This is a genomic window from Streptomyces sp. CA-288835 (genome assembly GCF_050936385.1).
GTDB lineage: Bacteria > Actinomycetota > Actinomycetes > Streptomycetales > Streptomycetaceae > Streptomyces.
Genome location: NZ_JBNJMW010000001.1, coordinates 1,248,699 through 1,269,123, shown reverse-complemented (window position 1 = coordinate 1,269,123; position 20,425 = coordinate 1,248,699). Strand labels below are relative to the sequence as shown.

Genomic DNA, 20,425 nt, shown 5'->3' with positions numbered 1-20,425 from the left:
ACGGGCGTTCACCGATGCCCGTAGACTCATGGTGTGGCATTCATGAGCACCCCGCACTGCTGCTTCCTGTGATCGGAAGGCGTTGAGGGCGATGCCGGACGGCGTCGCCCTCCTTGGTGTGCCTGCTGTGTGAACCATGTTTCCGACGCTGCCAGTTACTTCCTGAGGCAGTGACGCTCTGAGCGCGCGTGCAGGCACGGTCTCTTCCCTACGCCCTTGCCAGGAGTGCCTCGTGCCCGTGTCGCTTCCCCCTGCCCTCGAACTGTCCCTCGACCTGCTGCGCTGCCCAACGTGCCGCACGCGCCGCCTCCACCCCGACCACGGCGCACTGCGCTGCCCGGTGGGCCACACCTTCGACATCGCCCGCCACGGCTACGCCGGCCTGCTGACGGGCACCCGCGCCATCAGTGGCGACGACGCGGCTATGGTCCGGGCCCGGGGCCGATTCTTGTCCACCGGCACCTACGCGCCCATCCGCCAAGTCGGGGCCCGCCTGGCGGCCGACGCCGTGGCTGAGCAGGCCACGGTTGTGGACGTGGGGTGCGGTACGGGCTACTACCTGGCCGGCGTACTCGACCAGTTGCCCGGCGCCCGTGGTCTGGGCCTGGACACATCGGTGCGGGCGCTGCGCTCGGCAGCCCGAGCCCATGAACGAGCCGCTGCAGTGGCCTGGGACGTCTTCCGTCCCTTCCCGCTGGCCGACGGGGTGGCCGATGTCGTGCTGGACGTGTTCGCCCCGCGCAACCCGGCCGAGTTCCACCGGGTGCTGCGCCCGACCGGCCGGTTGATCGTGATCCGTCCCACCGGGCGGCACTTGGCCGAGCTGCGCGGCCGGTTGCCTGCGATGGTCACGATCGACCCGGCCAAGGAACAGCGCCTGCACCGGACGCTGGCCCCTTTCTTCGAGGCCGCCGTCACCGAACAGGTGGAATACCCCGCGACCCTGACCAGGCTGGATGCCCTGGACCTGGTAGCGATGACGCCGAGTGCACACCACGTGAGCCGTGCAGACCTGAACGATGACGGCCTCCTGCCCGATCAGGTCACCGTCTCCGTGCTGGCCACCGCCTACCAGCCTCGGTGACCACGAGCGGGCGCATGCGCCTGCAGGCCGACGAGCAGTGAGCCTCCGCCAACTGCACCATTCCGGGCTGCTCTTGTCGGGCTCGCCCTGAGCGCCGATGCCAGTCAGCAGGTCCGTGGGGTGTCGCCGTTCTGATCGGCCGAGTGAAGCAGTTCGATGACACGTTCCTCGTACCGGACGCGGGCCGGGGAGAAGTCGTACGGCATCTTGCCGATGGCCTCCATCGCGCTCATCCTCGCCTCGCCTTCCTCCTCGTCGGCGTGCTCGTCCTCCTGGTCCAGGAGGACGTCGAGGGCCTCGTCCAGGCCGGATCCGTCGATGGTGGCTCCCAAGGCGGTCTCATGAGCACACCGCTGGGCAGCCAGGTCTTCGATGCGGGGGTCGTCGGGGGACATGGTGTCGTCCAAGGCCGCCTCGGCCTCGGCCAGGCGGTCTTCCTCGGCCCGCAGCTCGGGGTGGGTGGCCAGGACGATGAACCGGTTGGCCTGGATGGCGGCGCCCAGGGAGCCGAAGATACGCTCCGTGACCAGAAGGGTATCGAGATCGGCCGGGCGCAGGCCCCCGGGCGCCAGATCATGCAGGCGGCCACTGACCAGCGGTGAGAGCAGGCCCAGAGGGCTGCCCACCTCGCGGAGGCGGTGCACGGCGGCCCGCTGGGCTTCGATGGCGGCCGCCTTGGAGACAAGGGATTCCTCCAGCCGGGCCAGGGACTGCTCGATGCCGGTGGCGCCCTCAAAGCCGGCCCGGATGTCGTCCAGGGCGATACCCGCATCAGCCATCTTGCGGATCCACAGCAGGCGGATCATGTCGTCGTATCCGTAGCGGCGGCGGTCGTCGCTGCCGCGTTCCGGTTCGGCGAGGAGCCCGATGGCGTGGTAGTGGCGGATGGCGCGGGGTGTGGTCCCGGCGAACGCGGCGGCATCGCCGATTTTGACCCAGCGGGGAATCGCAGGAAGGGGCATGCGCGGCAACCTCTCAATGTCGTGCTCGCCTCAATGTCGTGCTAGCCGCCTACTGGACCACATGCCGCTACGGCACATGCAAACCCCGCTGCCGTAGGGCGCGCCCCGCGCTCCCGCACCATCAAGGGTCGTACGGATGGCGAGCGGGCCGGCCGTCGGCCTGGACGAGATGCCCCTCCCGCCGGCCGAGCGCATGCACAGGCACCAGGCCGGCTTGCCCCTGACCCGGATATCCGGACCGGGTCTCCGGAGGTTGCCGCTTCGTCTGGTCTGCGGCGCCGTCACTCCCGCGCTGTGCGCGGGAGCCAGCCGTTGACGCGGCGGTCGGTCCATTGGACGAGGCCGACGGCGGCGAGGGCCACCAGGACGACGGCGAGGAGTACGGCCAGGACGGTCTCGCTGTCGAAGCGGCCGCCTGCCTGGGTGAGGACGCGGCCGAGGCCGACGACGGCGATGAACATCTCGCCGTTGATCATTCCGGTGACCGCGCGGCCGATGCCGAGCCGGATGCCGGCCATGGCCAGCGGCAGGGCGGCGGGGACGACGACCTTGAGCAGGAGTTGCCGCTCGCTCGCCCCGTACAGGTGGGCCATCTCGGTGAGGTGCTCGGGGACCGCTCGTACGGCGGAGGCGGTGCTGATCACGATGATGAAGAGCGAGTACATGACCACGACGGCCACGATGGACGCCCTGCCCGGTCCGAACAGCGAGAAGAAGACCGGGGCGAACACCAGGGACGGAGCCGTCAGCAGTGCGTACATGTAGACGCCGAGGGCGGCGTCCACCGTGCGGTAACGACCCATCAGCACGCCGAGTGTCAGCCCCAGGACGAGGGAGATCGCGAACCCGAGGACGAGGTTGGTGAGGCTGGAGGCCAGGCTGCTGAGGATCAGCCCGTCCAGCGTCATCTCCCACAGCCGGGCGACGACGGCGCCGGCCGGCGGGAGGAAGGCGGCGTCGGCGGACCGCGCGACCACCTCCCAGACGATCGCCCCGGCCAGCAATCCGACCAGCGGCGGAGGCATCGCGACGCGCGCATTCCTTCGTACGCTCGTGTGGGCCGCGGGGGTTGTGGTGGTCATCCGGCCACCTCCTGGGTGGCCGCGGCGCGGGCGGCTGTGCGGTGGTCGGGGTGCATGGTGCGCAGGCTTTCCCAGAGCCGCGAGGTGATTGCGGTGAACTCGGGGGACTGCTCCAGGCCCCCGACGTCGGCAGAGCGGGGCCGTGGGATGTCGATGGGGACGATCTCGGCGATCCGGCCGGGGCGGGGGCTCATGAGGACCACCCGGTCCCCGAGAAGTACGGCCTCCTCCATGCTGTGGGTGATGAAGACGACCGTCAGCCGCCGGCGTTCCCAAATGGACAGCAACTCCTCCTGGAGGATGCGCCGGGTCTGCTCGTCGAGAGCGCCGAACGGCTCGTCCATCAGCAGGACGTTCGGCTCCACGGCCAGCGCTCGGGCCAGACCGACGCGCTGCTGCATGCCGCCGGACAGTTCGCCGGGCAGCCGCGATTCGAACCCGCCGAGTCCGACCAGCTCGATCAGCTCGCGGGCCTTCGCATGGCGGACCGCGCGGCTCTCTCCGCGGAGTTCGAGACCGAAGGCGACGTTGTCCAGCACCGTGGCCCAGGGCAGCAGTGCGAAGTTCTGGAAGACCATGGCCCGGTCGGGGCCTGGGCGGCGTACGGGTTCGCCGTCGACGACGATGTCGCCGTCGTCCCAGTCGATGAGTCCGGCGATCGCGCGCAGCAGGGTGGTCTTGCCGCATCCGCTCGGGCCCAGGACGGTGAGGAACTCGTTGTCCCCGACGGTGAGGTTGACGTCCTTGAGGGCGTGGACCTCGCTCCCCTCGCGCCCGGTGAAGGTCTTGGTGACGCCTCGGATCTCAATCACGTGTGCTCCTTGAGGAGTTCCTGGGGGCCGCCCACGGAGTGGCTTTGCGCTCGACCCAGCGGGCGGCGGTGATCAGCGCGAGGGCCTCGGCGAGAATGATGACGATGGTCGCGTACAACTTGGGCGCCTCGAACAGGGCGCGGTACTCGAGGATGAGGCCGCCGAACCCGACCGACACCATGAGCAGTTCGACGATGACCATGCCGGTGACGGCGCGGCCGAGTGCGAGCCGGACGCCGGTCATGATGGCGGGCAGGGCGCCGGGAATGAGGATGCGCCGCCAGATCTGAGCCTCTGACGCCCCGTAGGTACGGCTCATCTCGATGAGTGAGGCATCGATCTGCCGTATGCCGGCACGGGCGTTGACGATCACCATGACGATCGAGAAGAGAGTCACCAGGATCACCCGCGAGAGCAGCCCGAATCCCACCGACATCACGAGAAGTGGGATCACGGCGGCCATCGGCGTCACCAGCAGAATGCTGAGGTAGATGTCGGTGTAGCGCTCGACGGTGCGGAAGCGGCCCAGGAGCAGGCCGGCCGGTACGCCGAGTACGACGGCCGCGACGAAACCGAGGACCAGCGCCTGGTTGCTCAGCCAGAGCGCCTTCCACAACTCGGCCTCGCCGAGCAGTTGGACGGTCGCCACCGCCGTGTCGGAGAAGGGCGGGAGCAGGATGCCGCCCCAGTACCGCCCGTACACCTCCCAGGCGGTCGCGAACACGGCGAAGGTGAGCAGTTGGTAGAGGAGGGTGCCGTGAACTGCCTTCTGCAGCAGGCTGGTTGAGGGGCGGCGTGGCGTGGCGGAGACATCGGAAGCGGTCATGAGCCTTCTCCCCGTTTCTGCGCGACCGGTTCCTGCGCGGCCCGTTCCCTTGCGACAGGTTCCTTTGCGGCCGCCGCGCGGTCGATGAAGCTGAGGTCCGCCACGTCCGCGGCCGGCATGCGCTTGACGATTCCGGCATCCGAGAAGAAGTCGACCGTCCGCTGGACGCTCCGCGGAGTCAGCCCCGCGGCATCGAACAGCCCGGCCTCCACGTACCGCCGGCTGGTTTCCTTCGCCGTCGCGTCGTCGTAGGCGTCCGGCAGGTACTTCTTCAGCAGGGACACGAGATAGCCGGGGTCCGCGTTGATCTTCCGGTGCTCCGCCACGAGCGCGTCGATGAATGCCTGGCTGGGCTTGCGGTGTTCGCCGAGGTAGTCCTCGTTCGCGTACACGGTCTGCGGGTGCAGCCCGGGAAAGACCTCCTTGAAGTCCACCAGCCGGTGCAGTCCCTTGCCTCCGCCGGCCCGTTCCAGGGTGACGGCGTCGGTCACTTCGAGGGCGGTCGCGTCGATCTGGCCGGACAGCAGGGCCTGCGCGCGGGCGTCGGAGCCGCCGATGGTCAGGTATTCCGGTTCGGAACCGGCACGGCAGTCCTCGCTGACCCACTGCCGGACCATCGCCGTCGCGACGGAGCCCTCGCTGAAGATGCCGAAGGGGCGGCCGTCCAACTGGTCGCAGCTGTCGCGGTTCTGGGCGCCGTAGATCGCCCATTGGTTGCCGATGGCATCGGCGACGATCCGGATCGGCGCACCCTTGGACATCGCGATCAGCGCCGGGCTCGTCGCCTCCGCCGAGAACTGGTAGTCGCCGCGGACGAGGCCCTCGATGGCGAGTTCCGGCTCGGCGGCCTCCTCCACCTTGACGTCGAATCCCTGCTCACGGACTGCGTCGACGGCCGCGAGCAGGGGAACCGCGGCGATGTCCGGCTCGATCAGTGCCACGGTGAAGGAGTTGTCGCTGCCGCCACCGGAACATCCGGCCAGCAGCAGGGTGGCGGAAACGATGACGCCTAACGCCCTCAGGCGTTTCAGGCGGTACCGGGAAGCAGGCGTTTTCACTGAGCGACTCGACAAGGGGTCGCTCCTCTCTGCGAGATGCCGCCGAGGCCTTGTGTTGTCGCCGGGACGGCGTGCCATACTGGTTATGCAATCGATTGCGCTTACGTGTGCACAATCATGTGCGGGCCAGAACGAACCCGTCAACCCCGCGCCAAGAGAATCCGCCCGCCGACGACGAGAGAGGCAGCAACCGGTGACCGCATCAGAGGGCAAGGCATCCGGCCGCGCACGAGGCGCCAAACGCCGCCCGACCATGGCCGATGTGGCGCGCGAGGCGGGCGTGAACGCATCGACGGTGTCCCGCGCCATGGACGAGCGGCACCCCTTCTCACGTAGCGCCACGGCCGCCCGGATCAAGGAGGTCGCGCAGCGTATCGGGTACTCGCCCAATCCCGCGGCGGCCAGCCTGCGCCGACAGAGCACCCGCACGATCGGCGTGGTCGTCTCAAGGCTCTCGGACGGGGTGATGGCGATCCTGTACGAGGAGATCGCCGAAGCCTGCCGGGACCACGGGCTGCACGCCCTCGTCGCGATCACCCACGACGACCCGGCTGCCGAAGCCGTCCAGGGAAGGCTGCTCCTTGACCGGATGGTGGACGGGCTGGTGCTCGCCACGGCCCGGCTGGACGCGGAGAGCGATCTCGTACGCGAACTGGCGGCGCGGGACATCCCGTACGCCCTCGCACTGCGGACCGACGGCCGCGGCCCGGCCTCTGTCGGCGACGACAAGCTGGGCGGGTATCTGGCCGCCCGTCACCTGATCGACCTGGGGCACCGGCGGATCGCGCTGATCGCCGGCCCGCCTTACGCCTCCAACCCCGTCGGCAGGATGGAGGGTTACCGCACAGCCCTGCGGGAAGCGGGGATCGCGGTGGACGAACGCCTCGTCCGGCCCTCGGAGTTCTCCATGGAGAGCGGCGAACAGGTCGCTACCGAGCTGCTGTCCGCCATGCCCGCCGGTGAGCGCCCGACGGCCGTCATGACCGTCAACGACAACACCGCGGTCGGTGTGATGGCGGCCGCCAGACGGCTCGGGATCAGCATCCCCGGCGAGCTCTCGCTCGTCGGCTACAACGACACCCCGCTCGCCGCGCGCCTGCCGATTCCGTTGACCAGTGTCCGCGTACCGCTGCGCGAGATCGGACGCGGCGCGGTCGACATCCTGCTGCGGTCCATCGAGGGCAAGCCCACGGCGTCCGCTGTGTACGCGCCCACCCTCATCCCACGAGAGTCGTCGACCTCCGCCCGGTGAACGCCCGGCCGCCATCCACCACTTGGAGAGGAACAGCGTGCCCGAGATCCCCGAGACACTTGAGATACACGAGACTTTTGAGAAAGCCGAGACTCTTGAGAAATCCGAGACTCTCGAGAAAATCGACGCCTTCTGCCATGTGCTTCCCCGCGACTACGCCGAGCGCCTATTCGCGCTCGACGGCATCCCGGCCGTGGCCAACCTGCGGAAGCGCATCATGAACATCCCCGCGCTGGTCGACCTGGACGTGCGCTTCCGGCAGATGGACGAGTTCGCCGGCTATCGCCAGATCATCAATCTGGCGGCCCCGCCCGTGGAGGACTTCGGCAGCCCGGCCCTGTCCGCCGAGTACGCGCGCATCGGCAACGACGGCCTGGCCGCACTCGTCGCCGAACACCCCGACCGCTTCGTGGGCTTCTGTGCGGCCGTCGCCCTCAACGACGTCGACGCCGCCGTCGCGGAACTCGACCGCGCGGTCGGCGAGTTGGGGGCGATCGGCGTCCAGATTTACACCCACGTCAACGGCCACCCCCTGGACGAGCAGCGCTTCGAACCCTTCTGGGAACGCGCCGCCGAACTCGACCTCCTCGTCCAGGTCCACCCCTGCCGCAACTCCTCCTGGCCCGACTACCCCACCGAGGAACGCTCCCGGTACGAGATCTGGTGGACCTTCGGCTGGGAGTACGACCTGTCCGCCTTCATGGCCCGCATCGTCTTCGGCGGCGTACTCGAACGCCATCCCGGCCTCAAGCTCCTCATCCACCACGGCGGCAGCATGATCCCGCACTTCTCCGGCCGCGTCGGCCCCGGCTGGGACCAACTCGGCTCCCGCACCCCCGACCACCAGCGCGAGGACGTCACCGGCTATCCGCTCACCAAGCGCCCGCTGGACTACTTCAAGATGTTCTACGCCGACACCGCACTCTTCGGCGCCCCGCACGCCCTGCGTTGCGCCCTGGAGTTCTTCGGCCCGGACCGTGTGCTGTTCGGCTCCGACTCGCCGTACGACCCCGAGAAGGGCCCCGGGTACATCCGCTCGGGGATCGCCGACCTGGCGGCCATGGACCTCACCGAGGCGGAGCGCGCCGCCGTGTTTTCCGGCAACGTACGCAGACTGGCTGGCTCCAGGCTTCCTGCACCGGCCGCTGTCCGGTGAGCTGCCAGGTCAACTACGTGGCGCTTGCCGCAAGTTGGGCGGGTCGCTGACTGGAGGAGATCCGGCGCGAGAGCCCTCAGCCGCGTAGGCGGGCGTTGAGGCGGGCGGCCTGGCGTGTCAGGTGGGCGGTTTCGGCGAGGTTGGTTGCCTTGTGGGCCGCGTCGGCGTACAGGCGGGCCGCTGTGGTCAGGTCGCCGTCGCGTTCGTGGAGGTAGGCCGCTACCGCGGTGTGGCGGGGTAGGGAGGGGTCCAGGGTCGCGAGTGCGGCCAGGCCGGCGCGCGGGCCGTCGGCTTCGCCTACGGCGACCGCACGGTTGAGGCGTACGACCGGGTTGTCGGTCAGGCGGGCGAGCTCGTCGTACCACTCGACGATCTGGACCCAGTCGGTCTCCTCGGCGGTGGGCGCGTCCGCGTGGAGGGCGGCGATGGCGGCCTGGGCCTGGAACTCGCCCAGCCGGTCGCGGGCGAGGGCCGCCTGCAGGATCTCGACACCTTCGGCGATCAGCTTGGTGTCCCACTGGCCGCGGTCCTGTTCGGCGAGCGGTACGAGGCTGCCGTCGGGCGCGGTCCGGGCGGCGCGCCGGGCGTGGTGGATCAGCATGAGGGCGAGCAGCCCGGCTACCTCGGGGTGGTCGATCGCGGCGGCGAGCTGGCGGGTGAGCCGGATGGCCTCGGCGGCGAGGTCGACGTCGCCGGAGTAGCCCTCGTTGAAGACCAGGTAGAGGACGCGCAGCACGGTGGCGACGTCGCCGGGCTGGTCGAACCGTACGCCGGCCACGGTGCGCTTGGCCCGGCTGATGCGCTGCGCCATGGTCGCCTCGGGCACGAGGTAGGCCTGGGCGATCTGGCGGGTGGTGAGCCCGCCGACGGCGCGCAGCGTGAGCGCGACGGCGGATGAGGAGGTCAGGGAGGGGTGGGCGCAGAGGAAGTACAGCTGGAGGGTGTCGTCCGCGGCGGGTGCGGCGCCGGGCCCCGGTTCCTCGTCTACGACGTTCTCCCGCCGGCGGCGGGCGGTGTCCGCCCGCCTCGCGTCGAGGAACTTGCGCCAGGCCACGGTGACCAGCCAGCCCTTCGCATCCCGCGGAGGGTCGGTCGGCCACACGCGCACCGCCTCGAGAAGCGCGTCCTGTACGGCATCCTCGGCCGCCGCGAAGTCTGCTCCGCGGCGGACGAGGATGGCGAGCACACTCGGGGTGAGGCTCCTCAGCAGGGCCTCGTCCATCTCAGTGGTCACTCTCAGTGGCACTCCGTGATGGTGGGCGGCGCGGCCAGGAACGGGCGCAGCTCCAGCCACTCGTGGATCGGCTTCCCGCCCGCTCCGGGCGCGGCCGACAGTTCCCCGGCCAGCTCGACGGCGCGCTCGTAGCTGTCGACGTCGATCACCATCCAGCCGGCGATGAGGTCCTTGGTCTCGGCGAACGGTCCGTCGGTGACCGGCGGGCGCCCCTCACCGTCGTACCGGACCCACGTCCCCTCCGGGGCGAGTGCCTGACCGTCGACGAACTCGCCGCTCTTCTCCAGCCGCGCCGCGAAGTCGCCCATGTACTGGATGTGGGCCGAGATCTCCTCGGGCGTCCACTGCTCCATGGGCACGTCGTTGACTGCCGCCGGAGCGCCTTTGTAGTGCTTGAGCAGCAGGTACTTGGCCATGATGGTTCTCCTCAATGCTGTTACGACCCATTGTGGTCGCGTTCACAGCAGGGACGGAGCCGATCACGCGTTCTCGACATCGCCGTCCAAGTTTTTTCCGGCTCTTGTAGCGGAGCCTGGGGGAGAGCTCTGACCGGGGCGGCATCGCCCCGCGCGGAGTCACGAAGTGGCGATCACGACAGGGGTGCGTCCCTTGTCCTGCTCGGCAGCGTGAGCGAGGCCGAGGACGCGGTTCAGGAGACTTGGCCGCGCTGCGAGGCCACCACTCGCTTCCCCCACTCGGGCCGAGAACCGCTCCGGGATTGGCCCGTACCGGAACCCGGGCCAGGCCACGAGCCGGGACGTACGAGGAGTGTCGTGGCCGCCACTGCGGCCGTGACCAGGAACGCGGAGCGCAGTCCGTGGCTGTCCGCGAGGGCGCCGAGTGTGGCGGGGCCGGTGATGGTGCCCAGGCCCACGAAGACGATGGTCGCGGTGAAGCCGGTGGAGGGCCGCTCGGGGAAGATGTAGTAGCTCCAGACGGCGAGCAGCGCCGAACCGGCCATGAAGCACGGCCCGTACAGCACCGCGGAGGCGGCCACGGCGGGGAGCGATCCCGGGGCGAGGCCGAGCAGGGCGACGGCGACGGCGAGTCCGGTGAACAGCCAGACGTGCGTGCGGCGCAGACCGTAGCGGGTGATGACATGACCGGTCAGCGCGCCCGCCGTACCGGCCAGCCCCATCAGGGTCCAGAACAGCGGCGCGGTGGCCGAGCCGGAGCCGGTCTCGCCAGCGATCGCTTCGATGGCGTACGCCCAGTACACGGCGCCCACCAGCCCGTACGACACGGCCGTGAGGTAGAGGGGGATGGCGCGGCGGCGCAGGAACCAGCCTCGGCCAGGCCCGGATCCGGATCGGCCGCCCTGGCTCCGCTCGCGTGAGCCATAAGGCGCCGAGCGGTGCGAACCCCCGGGCAGCACCAGCGCGTTGTACACCGTGGCAGCCAGCGCCGCCACGGCGAAGACCAACCAGGCGTGTCGCCAGTGGGAGTGACGGAGGAACAAGGCGAACGGGCCCGCGACGACGACGCCGAAGGCGGTACCGGTGGCGATCACCGCCATGACGCGCTCGCGACGGCTGGGCGGGATCACGCGATCCACCACGTCGGAGTACGGGGCCCAGACCCAGCCGGAACTCATGCCCGCCAGCACCAAGCCCGTGGTCAAAGCGGCCGGATCGCGGGCAACCGTGACCAGACCCATGCCCACGGTCGCGCAGACCCCGCCCGTGATCACCATGGACCGCGGGCCGAACCGCGCGACCAGCGTGCCGACCAGAAGCAGGGCCACCACGAAGCCGACGTAGCTCGCGCTGCCGATCAGACCGACCGTCGCGACGGACAGGTTGAACTCCCGGCGGAACTCGGGGAGATAGAGGCCGTAGCCGTAGCGAGCGAAGCCGAATGTCACGCCGATGGCACTGAGTCCGGCGAGACCGACGTGCCACTCAGGGCGACGCATGATGCGTGTCATAGTCATGCTTCAAGCCTGTGACCTGGGACGACACTAAACCAGTGGCGGAAACGTCAGGAAGCACTAGATTTACGTCATGGGCAAGGAGACGCACGCCGTGAGCACTGGAAGGTCCGCCAAGAACTCAGGCAGGAGTGAGGTGCCCCAAGCGCCGATACGCGTCGTGGTCACGCTTCTGGAAGAGACCTCCCTGTTCGAACTCTCGGTGCCCTGCGCTGTGTTCGCCGAGGGCTACGAGCTGACGCTGTGCAGCACCACGCCGGGCGGCATCCAGCGGGCGCCCGGCGGGCTGCACCTGACCGCCGAGCGAGGCGTGGACGCGATGCGGGAGGCCGACCTCGTCGTCGTACCGGCATGCGTGATGGACAGCGCGTACGAGCCGCCCGAGGAACTGCTCGACGAGCTGCGCGCCGCCCACGCCCGGGGCGCGCGGGTGGCATCGCTGTGTTCCGGGGCGTTCGTGCTCGCCGCGGCCGGACTGCTGGACGGACGCGAGGCTGCCACGCACTGGATGTACGCGGACGAACTGCGCCGCCGCCACCCCCGCGTACGCGTCAACGAGCGAGCTCTGTACGTCGACGACGGCTCCATCCTCACCAGTGCGGGCACCGCGGCCGCCATCGATCTGTGCCTGCATATCGTGCGCCACGACTACGGCTCGGCGGCGGCGGCCGAGGTCGGCCGCCGTATGGTCGTCGCCCCGCACCGGGAGGGCGACCAGTCGCAGTACGCACCGGCTCGCGCGCCGCGCGTACAGCCATCGGAGCAGGGACTCGCCCCGGTCCTGGACTGGGCCCTGGACCGACTCCAACAGCCGCTGGCCATAGGGGAGTTGGCCGCACGCGCCGGGATGAGCACCCGTACCTTCGAGCGGTACTTCGCGCGTGAGGTCGGTACGACTCCGCTGCGCTGGCTCAACCAGCAGCGGCTGGCGCGCGCTCGGGAGCTGCTGGAGACCACCGACCTCCCGGTGGACACCGTCGCCCAACGCAGCGGCCTGGGCAGCGGCGACGGCCTCCGCCAGCACTTCCACCGCGCACTCGGCACCACTCCGGCCGCCTACCGCCGCACCTTCCGCATGCCACGCGGCTCGGCGACCTCCGCTGGGCCGACGTAGGTGTGCGTACGGGCGTACGCCGTGAGCTGGTTGGATCGCTCCGCGTGCCGCGGCCGGGACGGTCCGCGGACCTCGAGTCCGGCGAGGATGGCGATGAGGAACGGCCTCGGCGGATGCCCACAGAGGCCGAGCTGGCGGCGGGATGCCCTGCCCCTCGACGACGAGGTGGTGCTTGCTGCCCGGCCGTGCACGGTCGACTGGGCTGGGCCCGCTTTTGGGCCGCGCCGAGCAGCCCGTACATGGGAGGAGTCGATCACCGCCCGCGACCAGTCCAGCTTCCCCGCCGCCCGCAGCTTCTTCAGCAGCACCAGGTGCAGTTCGTCCCACACACCGGCCTCGTTCCATGCGGCCAGGCGCCGCCAGCACGTCATCCCCGACCCGAAGCCCAGCTCCTGCGGCAGGTACTCCCACTGGATACCGGTGTGCAGCACGAACAGGATTCCGCACAGCGCCTGCCGGTCCGGCACCCGCGGCCTGCCCTCGGCCAGCTTCGGCCCCGGCTCGGGCAGCAACGGCTCGATGAGCGACCACAGTTCATCCGACACGATCCACGGCCGCGCCTGACGTTTCCCCACGACCAGACCAACGATCACCCAGGTCGAAAGTCACATGATCAACAGCTTCTGTTAGGGCCTCTTAGAACTCCTAACAGAAGGGGTCTTCCTCCGATACGGGTGCCGTAGGGCCAGACGAACAGGAAGGAAGATCACTACTCTGCATAAGTGCTTTCCTACGACGAGTTGACTTCACCTGAGCGTGAGCTGTGGGACGCGTTCCCCGAGGGGCGGCGGGTGGACCTGCGTACGGGTACGCCGGAGGAGGACCGGGTCGCCGACGGCAGACGGTGGGGACCCGAGCGGACGGTGCGGGCGGCGGTGGTCGCCGCGTTGTTGCTGGGCGCGAACACTGGGCAACCGGGTGCGGTGGCGCGTCTGAGGCTCACCGGGGCACGGATCTCCGGACGCCTGGACCTGGCCGGCGCGCAGATCGCCCATGCCCTCTGGCTGGAGGCATGCTGGTTCGAGGAGGCAGTGAATCTCCTCGGCGCGTCGACCCAGACCCTCGTGTTCACGGACAGCCGGATACCCGGCATCGAGGCCGATTCGGCCCGCATCGAGGGCAACTTCTCCCTGCGGCACTCCGTGGTAGAGGGCGGCGCCCCCACACCCTTCAACCGCGTGAGCACCGCCCTGTCGCTCACCGACGCCCGGGTGAACGGCGGACTGCTCCTCAACGGGGCCGCGTTGGTCGCACCCGACGGGTGGGCCCTGTCGGCCGGTGGTCTGGCCATGGAAGGGGGCGTCTTCTGCCGAAACGGGTTCGTCGCATACGGGGAAGTCCGGCTGATGGGGGCGCAGTTACCGGGCACGCTGGTCATGCAGGGCGCCCGGCTGGAAGGACCCGGCCCACGCGGCGTGGCCCTCACCCTCGACAACGCCACGGCCTCGTCGCTCAAGTTCTCCGAGGGATTCACCGCGAACGGCACGGTACGGCTGCGCGGCACCCAGGTCATGGACAACGTGACCTTCGACGGAGCAGTCCTGAACGGCCCGCCCACCGACGACGGGAACGCCCCGGCCCTGATCGCCATGCACCTGCAAGCCGTCGACTTCGATCTCACCCTCGCCCGGCCCCCGTCCGGCACCCTCGACCTGCGGGGCGCCCAGGTGTCGTATCTCCACGAGAACGAGCACAGCTGGCCGGAGAGGGTGGAGCTCGACGGCTTCATTTACGGCTCCATCAAGACGGCGGACGCGAACGACGAGCGCTACGAGGCCGTGGGCGACCGGGAGTCCGTGGCCCGACGCGTGGCATGGATACGCAGCAGTCCGGGCTACAACCCACAACCGTACGAGCAGTTGGCGGCCTGGTACCGCAAGGCTGGGCACGACGATGATGCCCGCCGTGTCCTCCTCGCCAAGCAACGCCACCGGCGTCGCGCACTGTCCCCGGCAGCACGCGCATGGGGCCATCTCCTCGACGTGACCGGCGGCTACGGCTATCGGCCATGGCTGGCCGGCGTCTGGCTCCTGATACTGACCTTGTTGGGCGCCCTGGTCTTCGGTGCGCACTCTCCCACCCGCGTCAAACCGGGCGAAGGCGCCCCGTTCCAGCCCCTCGTCTACACACTCGACCTCTTGATCCCCATCGGTGGTCTGGGTCAGCGCACGGCCTGGTACTGGTCGAACGACAGCCTCCAGTGGCTGGCCTACCTGCTGATCGCCTTCGGCTGGGTGCTGACGACCGCCGTCATCGCGGGTGTCACCCGCACCCTGCAGAAAAACTAGCGGTCGACGCCGGGGCTCACGCTGCTGACCGGTCTAGCGAGTGGGAGGAGGGGACTGCGCGCCGGAAGTGCACGCTGCTTCCTGGGCAGCCATGACCTCATCGCCGTACTCGAAGGCCCATGCGCCGACAGCGCTGATGGGCGCCAGCAAGGTCCGGCCCAGAGCGGTGAGTTGGTACTCGACCCGTGATGCGTCGGAGTGTGCCTGCCGGACGACCAGTCCGTTGAACTGCAGCCGCCGCAGGGTCTCGGTGAGGACCTTGGAGCTGATACCCCCGATCCGCTCCCGTAGCTCGACCGGGCGCCTGGGGCCGTCGCGCAGCGCCCAGAGCACCACGGTGTTCCATGTGTTGGAGAACAGGTCGAAAGCGAGTCGGGCGCGGCAGTCGGCGAGGAAGGCGTCGGTCGTCACATACCAAATGGTGCCCGACAGCCCCCCTAGCGTCGGTGCGAACGGTCGAAGCAGGCACGGAGAGGGGACGCGTGATGAAAATCGGCGTACTGGGAACGGGCAATATGGCCGACGCGCTCGCCACCCACTGGGTGCGGGCCGGGCACGAGGTGATCATCGGGGGACGGGACGCCCACAAGGCGGAGCGGCTCGCGACACGCATCGGGGGCAGCGTGAAGCCCTCCAGTCTGCGCGCGGCGGCCGAGTCCGGTCAGGTGGTGTTGGCCGCGCTGCCCTTCGGGGCGGGAGCAGACGTGGCACGGGAACTGCACGCGGCCCTGGAGAGCAAGGTGCTGCTCGACTGCTCCAACCCGGTCGGGCCGGGCTTCCGGCTGCTGACGGAAGGAGGCCCTTCGGCCGCGCAGCGACTGGCCGCGGCGGCACCGGGAGCCCACGTGGTCAAGGCTTTCAACCTCTGCCACGAAGACGTGTGGCGCATGCGGCCGCCCGTCTTCGACGGGAGGCCTCTGGCCGTGCCGGTCTGCGGGGACGACGAGACCGCCCTCGCGCGCGTACGCGAGTTGGTGCATGACATGGGCTGTGAACCCGTGGCCGGCGGTGGTCTCGAACGTGCGGGACTCCTGGAAGCGACCGCCGCGCTGTTCATCGCGCTGTGGGTCGGCGAGCGGGCGGATGCCCAGGCAATCGCACCTCCGCTGGCATACGCGGCCGGACCGAGCCCTCAGGAAACGGAAGGCGGCACGGGGGCTTTCCGTCAGGGGTTCTAGTGCAGGGGTGGTTGGGGCATCTTGGTTGCCGCCGTGCTGGCAGTGCGGGCCCTGGTGTCGGCATGCGTCGAGGTAGACACGGGCAGACCCGGCTGTCGACGCACGCTGATCATCACAAAGGCGTTCCCCCTCGCGATCCCCGACACCAACGGCGGGCCCGGATCGACGCCGGCCCCGCCCAGCTTCCCGACTCGCAGGGGTGCCGTACCGGTCAGCGGGGCCAGAGTTGGAGCAGCCATTTCCGTCGTACGCCTCGACACGTACGAGGTCCTCAAAAGGCCCCCGCGCTGTACCGCACCAGCCGGTACGCCGAGATCCCCGTGTACGACGAGGACGCCCACACCAGTTACTGGTTCGAGAAGCCCCTGCCCCTGTCTTGCCTCCGCCGTGCCCCGCTGAGCCGTTGGGCCCTGGCGGCCACCACCGGCCCCTACCCCGCCAAGCGCGCCGCCTCCGCCTCCTTGGCCATCTGCACGGCCTGGAGGAGTGTGAGCCCGGGCGCCGCCTGGCGTAGTGCCTTGATCGCGTGTACGGAGTCGTACGAGCCCTTGATCTCGGCCCCGGCCAGCCGCTCCCGTACCCAACGGGCCCTCAGGTCTGCGTCGGAGGCTGCCGCGGCCTGTTCGATGAGGGTCGCTGCCCGTTCCAGGCCGGGCCGTTCCTCCGGCGAGGCCTCGTCGAGGGCCTGGCGCACGGTCGCGGCGATGACGTCGGCGTCGCGCAGGACGATGACGGGGTGGTCAGCTTGGCTGAGGCGTCCGAACATGGGCCCATCGTTGGCGCAAACGGCTTGCGGGTCAACGGAGTTGAGCAGTATCTGAGCAGGGAGACGCGGGCCCCGTAACAGGAACGTGCGGTTCCTGTGCTGAACTCTCCTGTCTGCTGTCGAAGTTGGGCACACGTGCCTGTGTCATGAGCGTTCCTGGGTGACAATGTTGCCGTGTCCACCTCAGCAGACCTGGAATTCGACGACGGTACGCCCGTGAGGTTCCTGCTCAGCGCCGCCCAGGGCGCCCCGGCGGCGGCCGAGCCGGACGGCGATCTTCCCGAAGGCATGGGGAAGGCCGTGCCCGTGGCCACGGGCGGCGGGGCCGTCGCGAGCTTCGCGGTCGGCACCCTGCGGCGGGCGCTCAGGCCGCTCGGCCCGCTGCTGCAGGAGGTCCACGACGCCGTCGTGGCCGCGCCGCAGCCGCCCTCCGAGATCAGCGTGACGTTCGGGGTCCAGGTCGGACAGGACCTCAAGTTCGGCATCGTCGGCGGCAACGGGCAGGCCCACCTCACCGTGACCGCAAGCTGGAATCCCACGGGCACCGGCAGTGGCGCGGCACCGGGCACGGAGTGACGCGTGGGCTGGTTCAGAGCGCTGGGGCCGGAGCCCGGTGGGCATGAAGACGCGGGCCCGTTCGTCGTGTCCATACGACGCACGCGGGACGGCAAGACGGCGGGAGGAGGGCTCGTACTGGCCGCCGACGCCATTGTGACCTGCGCTCATGTCGTCAACGATGCCCTGGGCAGGGCCCTGTTCGAGACCCGGACGCCCGGACCCGACGAGGTCTTCGTCGTACTCCGAGGCCCGCGGGGAACCGAACGCTTTCCCGCGCGTGTGGCGCACTGGATCGCGCCGCGTGCCAAGACCGGTGGCCCGGTGGGCGACGGCGAGGGTGAGTGGCACGGCGATCTCGCCGTGCTGCGGATCGACGCGCCGCCCGGCAGTACGTTCCCGCCGCCGCGCCGGATCGCGATGGCGGCCGAGCAGCGGGTGACCGTCTGGCACGGCAGCGGTCAGGGCGCCACCTTCGCCGATCTGACGGTCAAGTCCCTTGAGGGACCGGTCGGTTATCTCGACGGCGCGGCCACCGGAATGGCCGTCGGCCGCGGGTACAGCGGCGGACCGCTGTGGTGCCGGCAGCACAAGGCCGTCGTCGGGTTGATGACCGCGCACTTCATGCCGCCCCGCGACCCCGACACCGGAAAACTCCTGCCCTACAGTCCCCAGCACCTGGTCCGCCGCAGCTGGGGCATCCCCTGGCAGCGCGTCGAGGCTGAGTTGCGGCCCCTTGGCGTCCTCGACGCCGAGGAGCACGCGGCCGTCGACCCCGACGATCCGGCCTTCGTGCTGCTCACCGAGGCGATCGAGGACGCTTTGCCCTCAGCGGTCGGACGCGGCGACTGCGCCCGCAAGCTCGCCCGCGCCTGCGGTGTCGGACACGGCGGCGAGGTACTGCCGCCCACGGTCGAGGAGTTCGCGGCCTTCCTCCTCACCCACCCGCGCGCCCTGGCCGCCCTCGTCGAGATACTCCGCCGCGGCAACCCGGACGAGGCCGACCGCATGCTGGCCGCGGGCCGGCTCTCCCGCGCGCCCCGGCTGCTCTCCCCGCGGGAGTACACGCGGCTGCACCAGCAGCTGCGCGACATCGACCGGTCCGTACTGGGCCGGTTCGCCGAGGCGGTTCGCGCCGCCCTCCCGCTTGCCGCGGCCTTCCCCGGAGGCGAGACGCTCGACGCGCTGATCGACCACCTGGAGACGCTCCCCGGGGACGGCCGCTCGGACGACGGCGAACCCAGGGTCCCGGCGCTCCTGCGCGTCATGGAGTACGTGGCCGTGCTGTGCCCGCCACCGCAGAGCGCAGGCGTGAAGTTGTGGTCCGACAGCGTGGCCGTACGGCTCGGCATTCCCCGCTCGGCGCTCGCCGAGCGGCGCTCGGACGCCCAGGAGTGGGCGCGTGTGATGCGTACGCGCTCCGCGCGCGTGCGGGTCCTGGTGCAGGTCACCCGGGCGGAGCCGGGCCGCCACCGGCTGCGGATCTGGTGCGACGAGGGCGCCGGGCCACGGCAGGTGTCGACGGACACCTCAGTCTCGTACGCGGCATCCGAGGCGGCGCGCGAGCTCCTGCGCGTCCTGGAGACCCTCGACCCGGCGTCGCTGAACGAGCAACGGCCGCTCGTGGAGGTCCTCGTGGACCGCACCAGCCTGAACCTGCCCATCGACGAGTGGGAGGGCAGCGCCCCGGACGAGATCGTCCCCGGCGTGCTCGGGGTGGAGTTCCCGCTCGTCGTGCACTGCCCGGAACTCCTGCGCCGGCACGAGCGCTTCCTGCCCGACTGGCGCCGCCGGTGGAGCCGCCTCGACTCCGGGGCAACGCTGGTCTTCTCCGACGCGTCTTTGAGTACGAACGAGATCTATGCCGAACTCATGAGGAAGCTCGACGCGGTGCGCGTCTCCGTCGACGTGCCCGCGGGCCTCCGGGACGCCGTCGTACAGGTGTGTCTGGCGGTGGGTGTGCCGGTGGTGGTGTGGGACCGCGGACGGGACGCGGACTCGCACGTCGTGAAGCAGATGGCGGAGGTCGCCACCCGTGAACTGCCCGACGGGGTGCGCGCCTACCGGGCCAACACCATGCTGCACCCGCTGGAGTACCCCGGCCGCCCCGTCCTGGCCTGGGCCGACGCCGACCGTACCGTGCCCCGACTGCACCTGACCGAACCACAGGAGAGCGCATGACCCCCGCTCCTGAGGCCGACTGGCGCCTCTTCCGCGGTGACGGCACACCACGGGCCGTCACCCTCCCGTCGGCTCCGCCGTGGCGCCGCTTCACGCCCGCGCAGGCCGTCCGCCCCGAACTCCCGTACCTGATCGAGCCGCAGCACGCCGACGTCGTCAACGCCGCGCTGCATCTGCGCCGCCCGCTGCTCGTCACCGGACCGGCCGGCACCGGCAAATCGTCGCTCGCCAAGGCCGTCGCGCACGAGCTGAACCTGGGCGAGCTGCTGCGCTGGCCCGTCAACAGCCGCTCCACCGTGCGCGAGGCCCTCTACCAGTACGACGCGATCGGCCGGCTGCGCGAGACGACCCTCAGCCGGGACCGCGGCGAGCGCGAACCGTCCATCGGCACGTTCATCCGGCTGGGTCCGCTCGGCACGGCCCTGGTGCCGTCCGCCGTGCCGCGCGCCCTGCTCATCGACGAGATGGACAAGGGCGACGTCGACCTGCCCAACGACCTCCTCACCGTCTTCGAGGAAGGCGTCTTCGAGATCCCCGAACTCAGCCGGCTGCCCGAGGAGTTCGCCGACGTCGAGGTCCAGACCGCCGACCACCGCGGCACCGTCGGGGTGCACCAGGGGCGGATCCAGTGCGCGGAGTTCCCGGTCGTCGTCATCACCAGCAACGGCGAACGCGACTTCCCGCCCGCCTTTCTGCGCCGCTGCATCCGCCTCGACCTGCCCATTCCCGACGAGGAGCGGCTACGCGCCATCGTCGTCGCCCACCTCGGCGAGGAAGCGCTGCGCGAGGCCGACGACCTGCTCGAGGCGTTCCTGCGGCGCCGCGCCCCGGGCGAACTCGCCACCGACCAGCTGCTCAACGCGGTCTTTCTGCGCACCGGCGGGGTCGACCTCGACGCGGAAGGACTCCTCGACGCCGTGCTGCACCAGCTCACCGGTGCGATGTGA

At 70.1% G+C, this 20,425-nt stretch carries 19 protein-coding genes and 1 pseudogene; 9 read left to right on the top strand and 11 right to left on the bottom strand.

The features are described from left to right. The first annotated feature begins 232 nt into the window (after positions 1-232). Complete coding sequence (locus ACQEVY_RS05895) at positions 233-1,084, top strand: methyltransferase domain-containing protein (protein WP_432945512.1); 852 nt, start codon at positions 233-235, stop codon at positions 1,082-1,084. A gap of 104 nt (positions 1,085-1,188) precedes the next feature. Here ACQEVY_RS05895 and ACQEVY_RS05890 read toward each other — a convergent pair whose 3' ends face one another. The 5 genes from ACQEVY_RS05890 to ACQEVY_RS05870 form a co-directional block, all read right to left on the bottom strand. Further along, positions 1,189-2,046, bottom strand: a complete 858-nt coding sequence (locus ACQEVY_RS05890; protein ID WP_432945510.1) for a MerR family transcriptional regulator — start codon at positions 2,044-2,046, stop codon at positions 1,189-1,191. A gap of 281 nt (positions 2,047-2,327) precedes the next feature. Continuing rightward, the gene (locus ACQEVY_RS05885; protein ID WP_432945508.1) at positions 2,328-3,128 is read right to left on the bottom strand and encodes an ABC transporter permease; all 801 of its coding nucleotides are present in this window, start codon (positions 3,126-3,128) and stop codon (positions 2,328-2,330) included. After that, positions 3,125-3,940: an ABC transporter ATP-binding protein gene (locus ACQEVY_RS05880; RefSeq protein ID WP_432945506.1), complete on the bottom strand. Its 816-nt coding sequence runs from the start codon at positions 3,938-3,940 to the stop codon at positions 3,125-3,127. The genes ACQEVY_RS05885 and ACQEVY_RS05880 overlap by 4 nt, the downstream gene beginning before the upstream one ends. Beyond that, a complete protein-coding gene (locus ACQEVY_RS05875) occupies positions 3,933-4,766 on the bottom strand; it encodes an ABC transporter permease (protein WP_432945504.1) in 834 nt (277 codons plus the stop codon). Before ACQEVY_RS05875 ends, ACQEVY_RS05880 begins: the two co-directional genes overlap by 8 nt. Next, positions 4,763-5,824 carry an ABC transporter substrate-binding protein gene (locus ACQEVY_RS05870; RefSeq protein ID WP_432945502.1) on the bottom strand — a complete coding sequence of 354 codons (1,062 nt, stop codon included), beginning with the start codon at positions 5,822-5,824 and terminating at the stop codon, positions 4,763-4,765. Before ACQEVY_RS05870 ends, ACQEVY_RS05875 begins: the two co-directional genes overlap by 4 nt. Before the next feature lie 193 nt (positions 5,825-6,017). Between ACQEVY_RS05870 and ACQEVY_RS05865 the strand changes: the two genes are divergently transcribed. Then, positions 6,018-7,076, top strand: coding sequence for a LacI family DNA-binding transcriptional regulator (locus ACQEVY_RS05865; protein ID WP_432945500.1), 1,059 nt, complete (start codon positions 6,018-6,020; stop codon positions 7,074-7,076). 37 nt (positions 7,077-7,113) lie between these two features. After that, positions 7,114-8,232, top strand: coding sequence for an amidohydrolase family protein (locus tag ACQEVY_RS05860; RefSeq protein ID WP_432945498.1), 1,119 nt, complete (start codon positions 7,114-7,116; stop codon positions 8,230-8,232). A gap of 76 nt (positions 8,233-8,308) precedes the next feature. On the opposite strand, the gene ACQEVY_RS05855 is transcribed toward ACQEVY_RS05860, so the two are convergent. From ACQEVY_RS05855 to ACQEVY_RS05845, 3 genes are all read right to left on the bottom strand, one after another. Beyond that, positions 8,309-9,454: an RNA polymerase sigma factor gene (locus ACQEVY_RS05855; RefSeq protein WP_432955084.1), complete on the bottom strand. Its 1,146-nt coding sequence runs from the start codon at positions 9,452-9,454 to the stop codon at positions 8,309-8,311. A gap of 14 nt (positions 9,455-9,468) precedes the next feature. Beyond that, entirely contained in the window at positions 9,469-9,882 is a 414-nt protein-coding gene (locus ACQEVY_RS05850) for a YciI family protein (protein WP_432945496.1), read from the bottom strand. Between the two features lie 233 nt (positions 9,883-10,115). Beyond that, a complete protein-coding gene (locus tag ACQEVY_RS05845; protein ID WP_432945494.1) occupies positions 10,116-11,399 on the bottom strand; it encodes an MFS transporter in 1,284 nt (427 codons plus the stop codon). Between the two features lie 133 nt (positions 11,400-11,532). Between ACQEVY_RS05845 and ACQEVY_RS05840 the strand changes: the two genes are divergently transcribed. Next, positions 11,533-12,510: a GlxA family transcriptional regulator gene (locus ACQEVY_RS05840; protein ID WP_432955082.1), complete on the top strand. Its 978-nt coding sequence runs from the start codon at positions 11,533-11,535 to the stop codon at positions 12,508-12,510. Between the two features lie 138 nt (positions 12,511-12,648). Here ACQEVY_RS05840 and ACQEVY_RS05835 read toward each other — a convergent pair. Continuing rightward, positions 12,649-13,085, bottom strand: a pseudogene (locus ACQEVY_RS05835) (IS5 family transposase); the annotation flags it as partial. A gap of 147 nt (positions 13,086-13,232) precedes the next feature. On the opposite strand from ACQEVY_RS05835, the gene ACQEVY_RS05830 reads away from it, so the two are divergent. Further along, on the top strand, positions 13,233-14,798 hold the full coding sequence (locus tag ACQEVY_RS05830; protein ID WP_432945492.1) for an oxidoreductase: 1,566 nt from the start codon (positions 13,233-13,235) through the stop codon (positions 14,796-14,798). Between the two features lie 33 nt (positions 14,799-14,831). Here ACQEVY_RS05830 and ACQEVY_RS05825 read toward each other — a convergent pair whose 3' ends face one another. After that, positions 14,832-15,209, bottom strand: coding sequence for a winged helix-turn-helix transcriptional regulator (locus ACQEVY_RS05825; RefSeq protein WP_432945490.1), 378 nt, complete (start codon positions 15,207-15,209; stop codon positions 14,832-14,834). Between the two features lie 74 nt (positions 15,210-15,283). Between ACQEVY_RS05825 and ACQEVY_RS05820 the strand changes: the two genes are divergently transcribed. Beyond that, positions 15,284-15,976: an NADPH-dependent F420 reductase gene (locus ACQEVY_RS05820; protein WP_432945488.1), complete on the top strand. Its 693-nt coding sequence runs from the start codon at positions 15,284-15,286 to the stop codon at positions 15,974-15,976. A 430-nt stretch (positions 15,977-16,406) separates the two neighbouring features. On the opposite strand, the gene ACQEVY_RS05815 is transcribed toward ACQEVY_RS05820, so the two are convergent. Then, positions 16,407-16,742 (bottom strand): hypothetical protein, encoded by a 336-nt coding sequence (locus tag ACQEVY_RS05815; RefSeq protein ID WP_432945486.1) that lies wholly within the window; start codon positions 16,740-16,742, stop codon positions 16,407-16,409. Between the two features lie 174 nt (positions 16,743-16,916). Here ACQEVY_RS05815 and ACQEVY_RS05810 point away from each other — a divergent pair, with 174 nt between their 5' ends. The 3 genes from ACQEVY_RS05810 to ACQEVY_RS05800 are packed head-to-tail and all read left to right on the top strand — an operon-like array spanning position 16,917 to position 20,425. Beyond that, positions 16,917-17,318, top strand: a complete 402-nt coding sequence (locus ACQEVY_RS05810) for a CU044_2847 family protein (protein ID WP_432945484.1) — start codon at positions 16,917-16,919, stop codon at positions 17,316-17,318. Positions 17,319-17,321: 3 nt separating this feature from the next. Then, a complete protein-coding gene (locus ACQEVY_RS05805; RefSeq protein WP_432945482.1) occupies positions 17,322-19,478 on the top strand; it encodes a trypsin-like peptidase domain-containing protein in 2,157 nt (718 codons plus the stop codon). Further along, positions 19,475-20,425 (top strand): AAA family ATPase, encoded by a 951-nt coding sequence (locus ACQEVY_RS05800; protein WP_432945480.1) that lies wholly within the window; start codon positions 19,475-19,477, stop codon positions 20,423-20,425. Before ACQEVY_RS05805 ends, ACQEVY_RS05800 begins: the two co-directional genes overlap by 4 nt.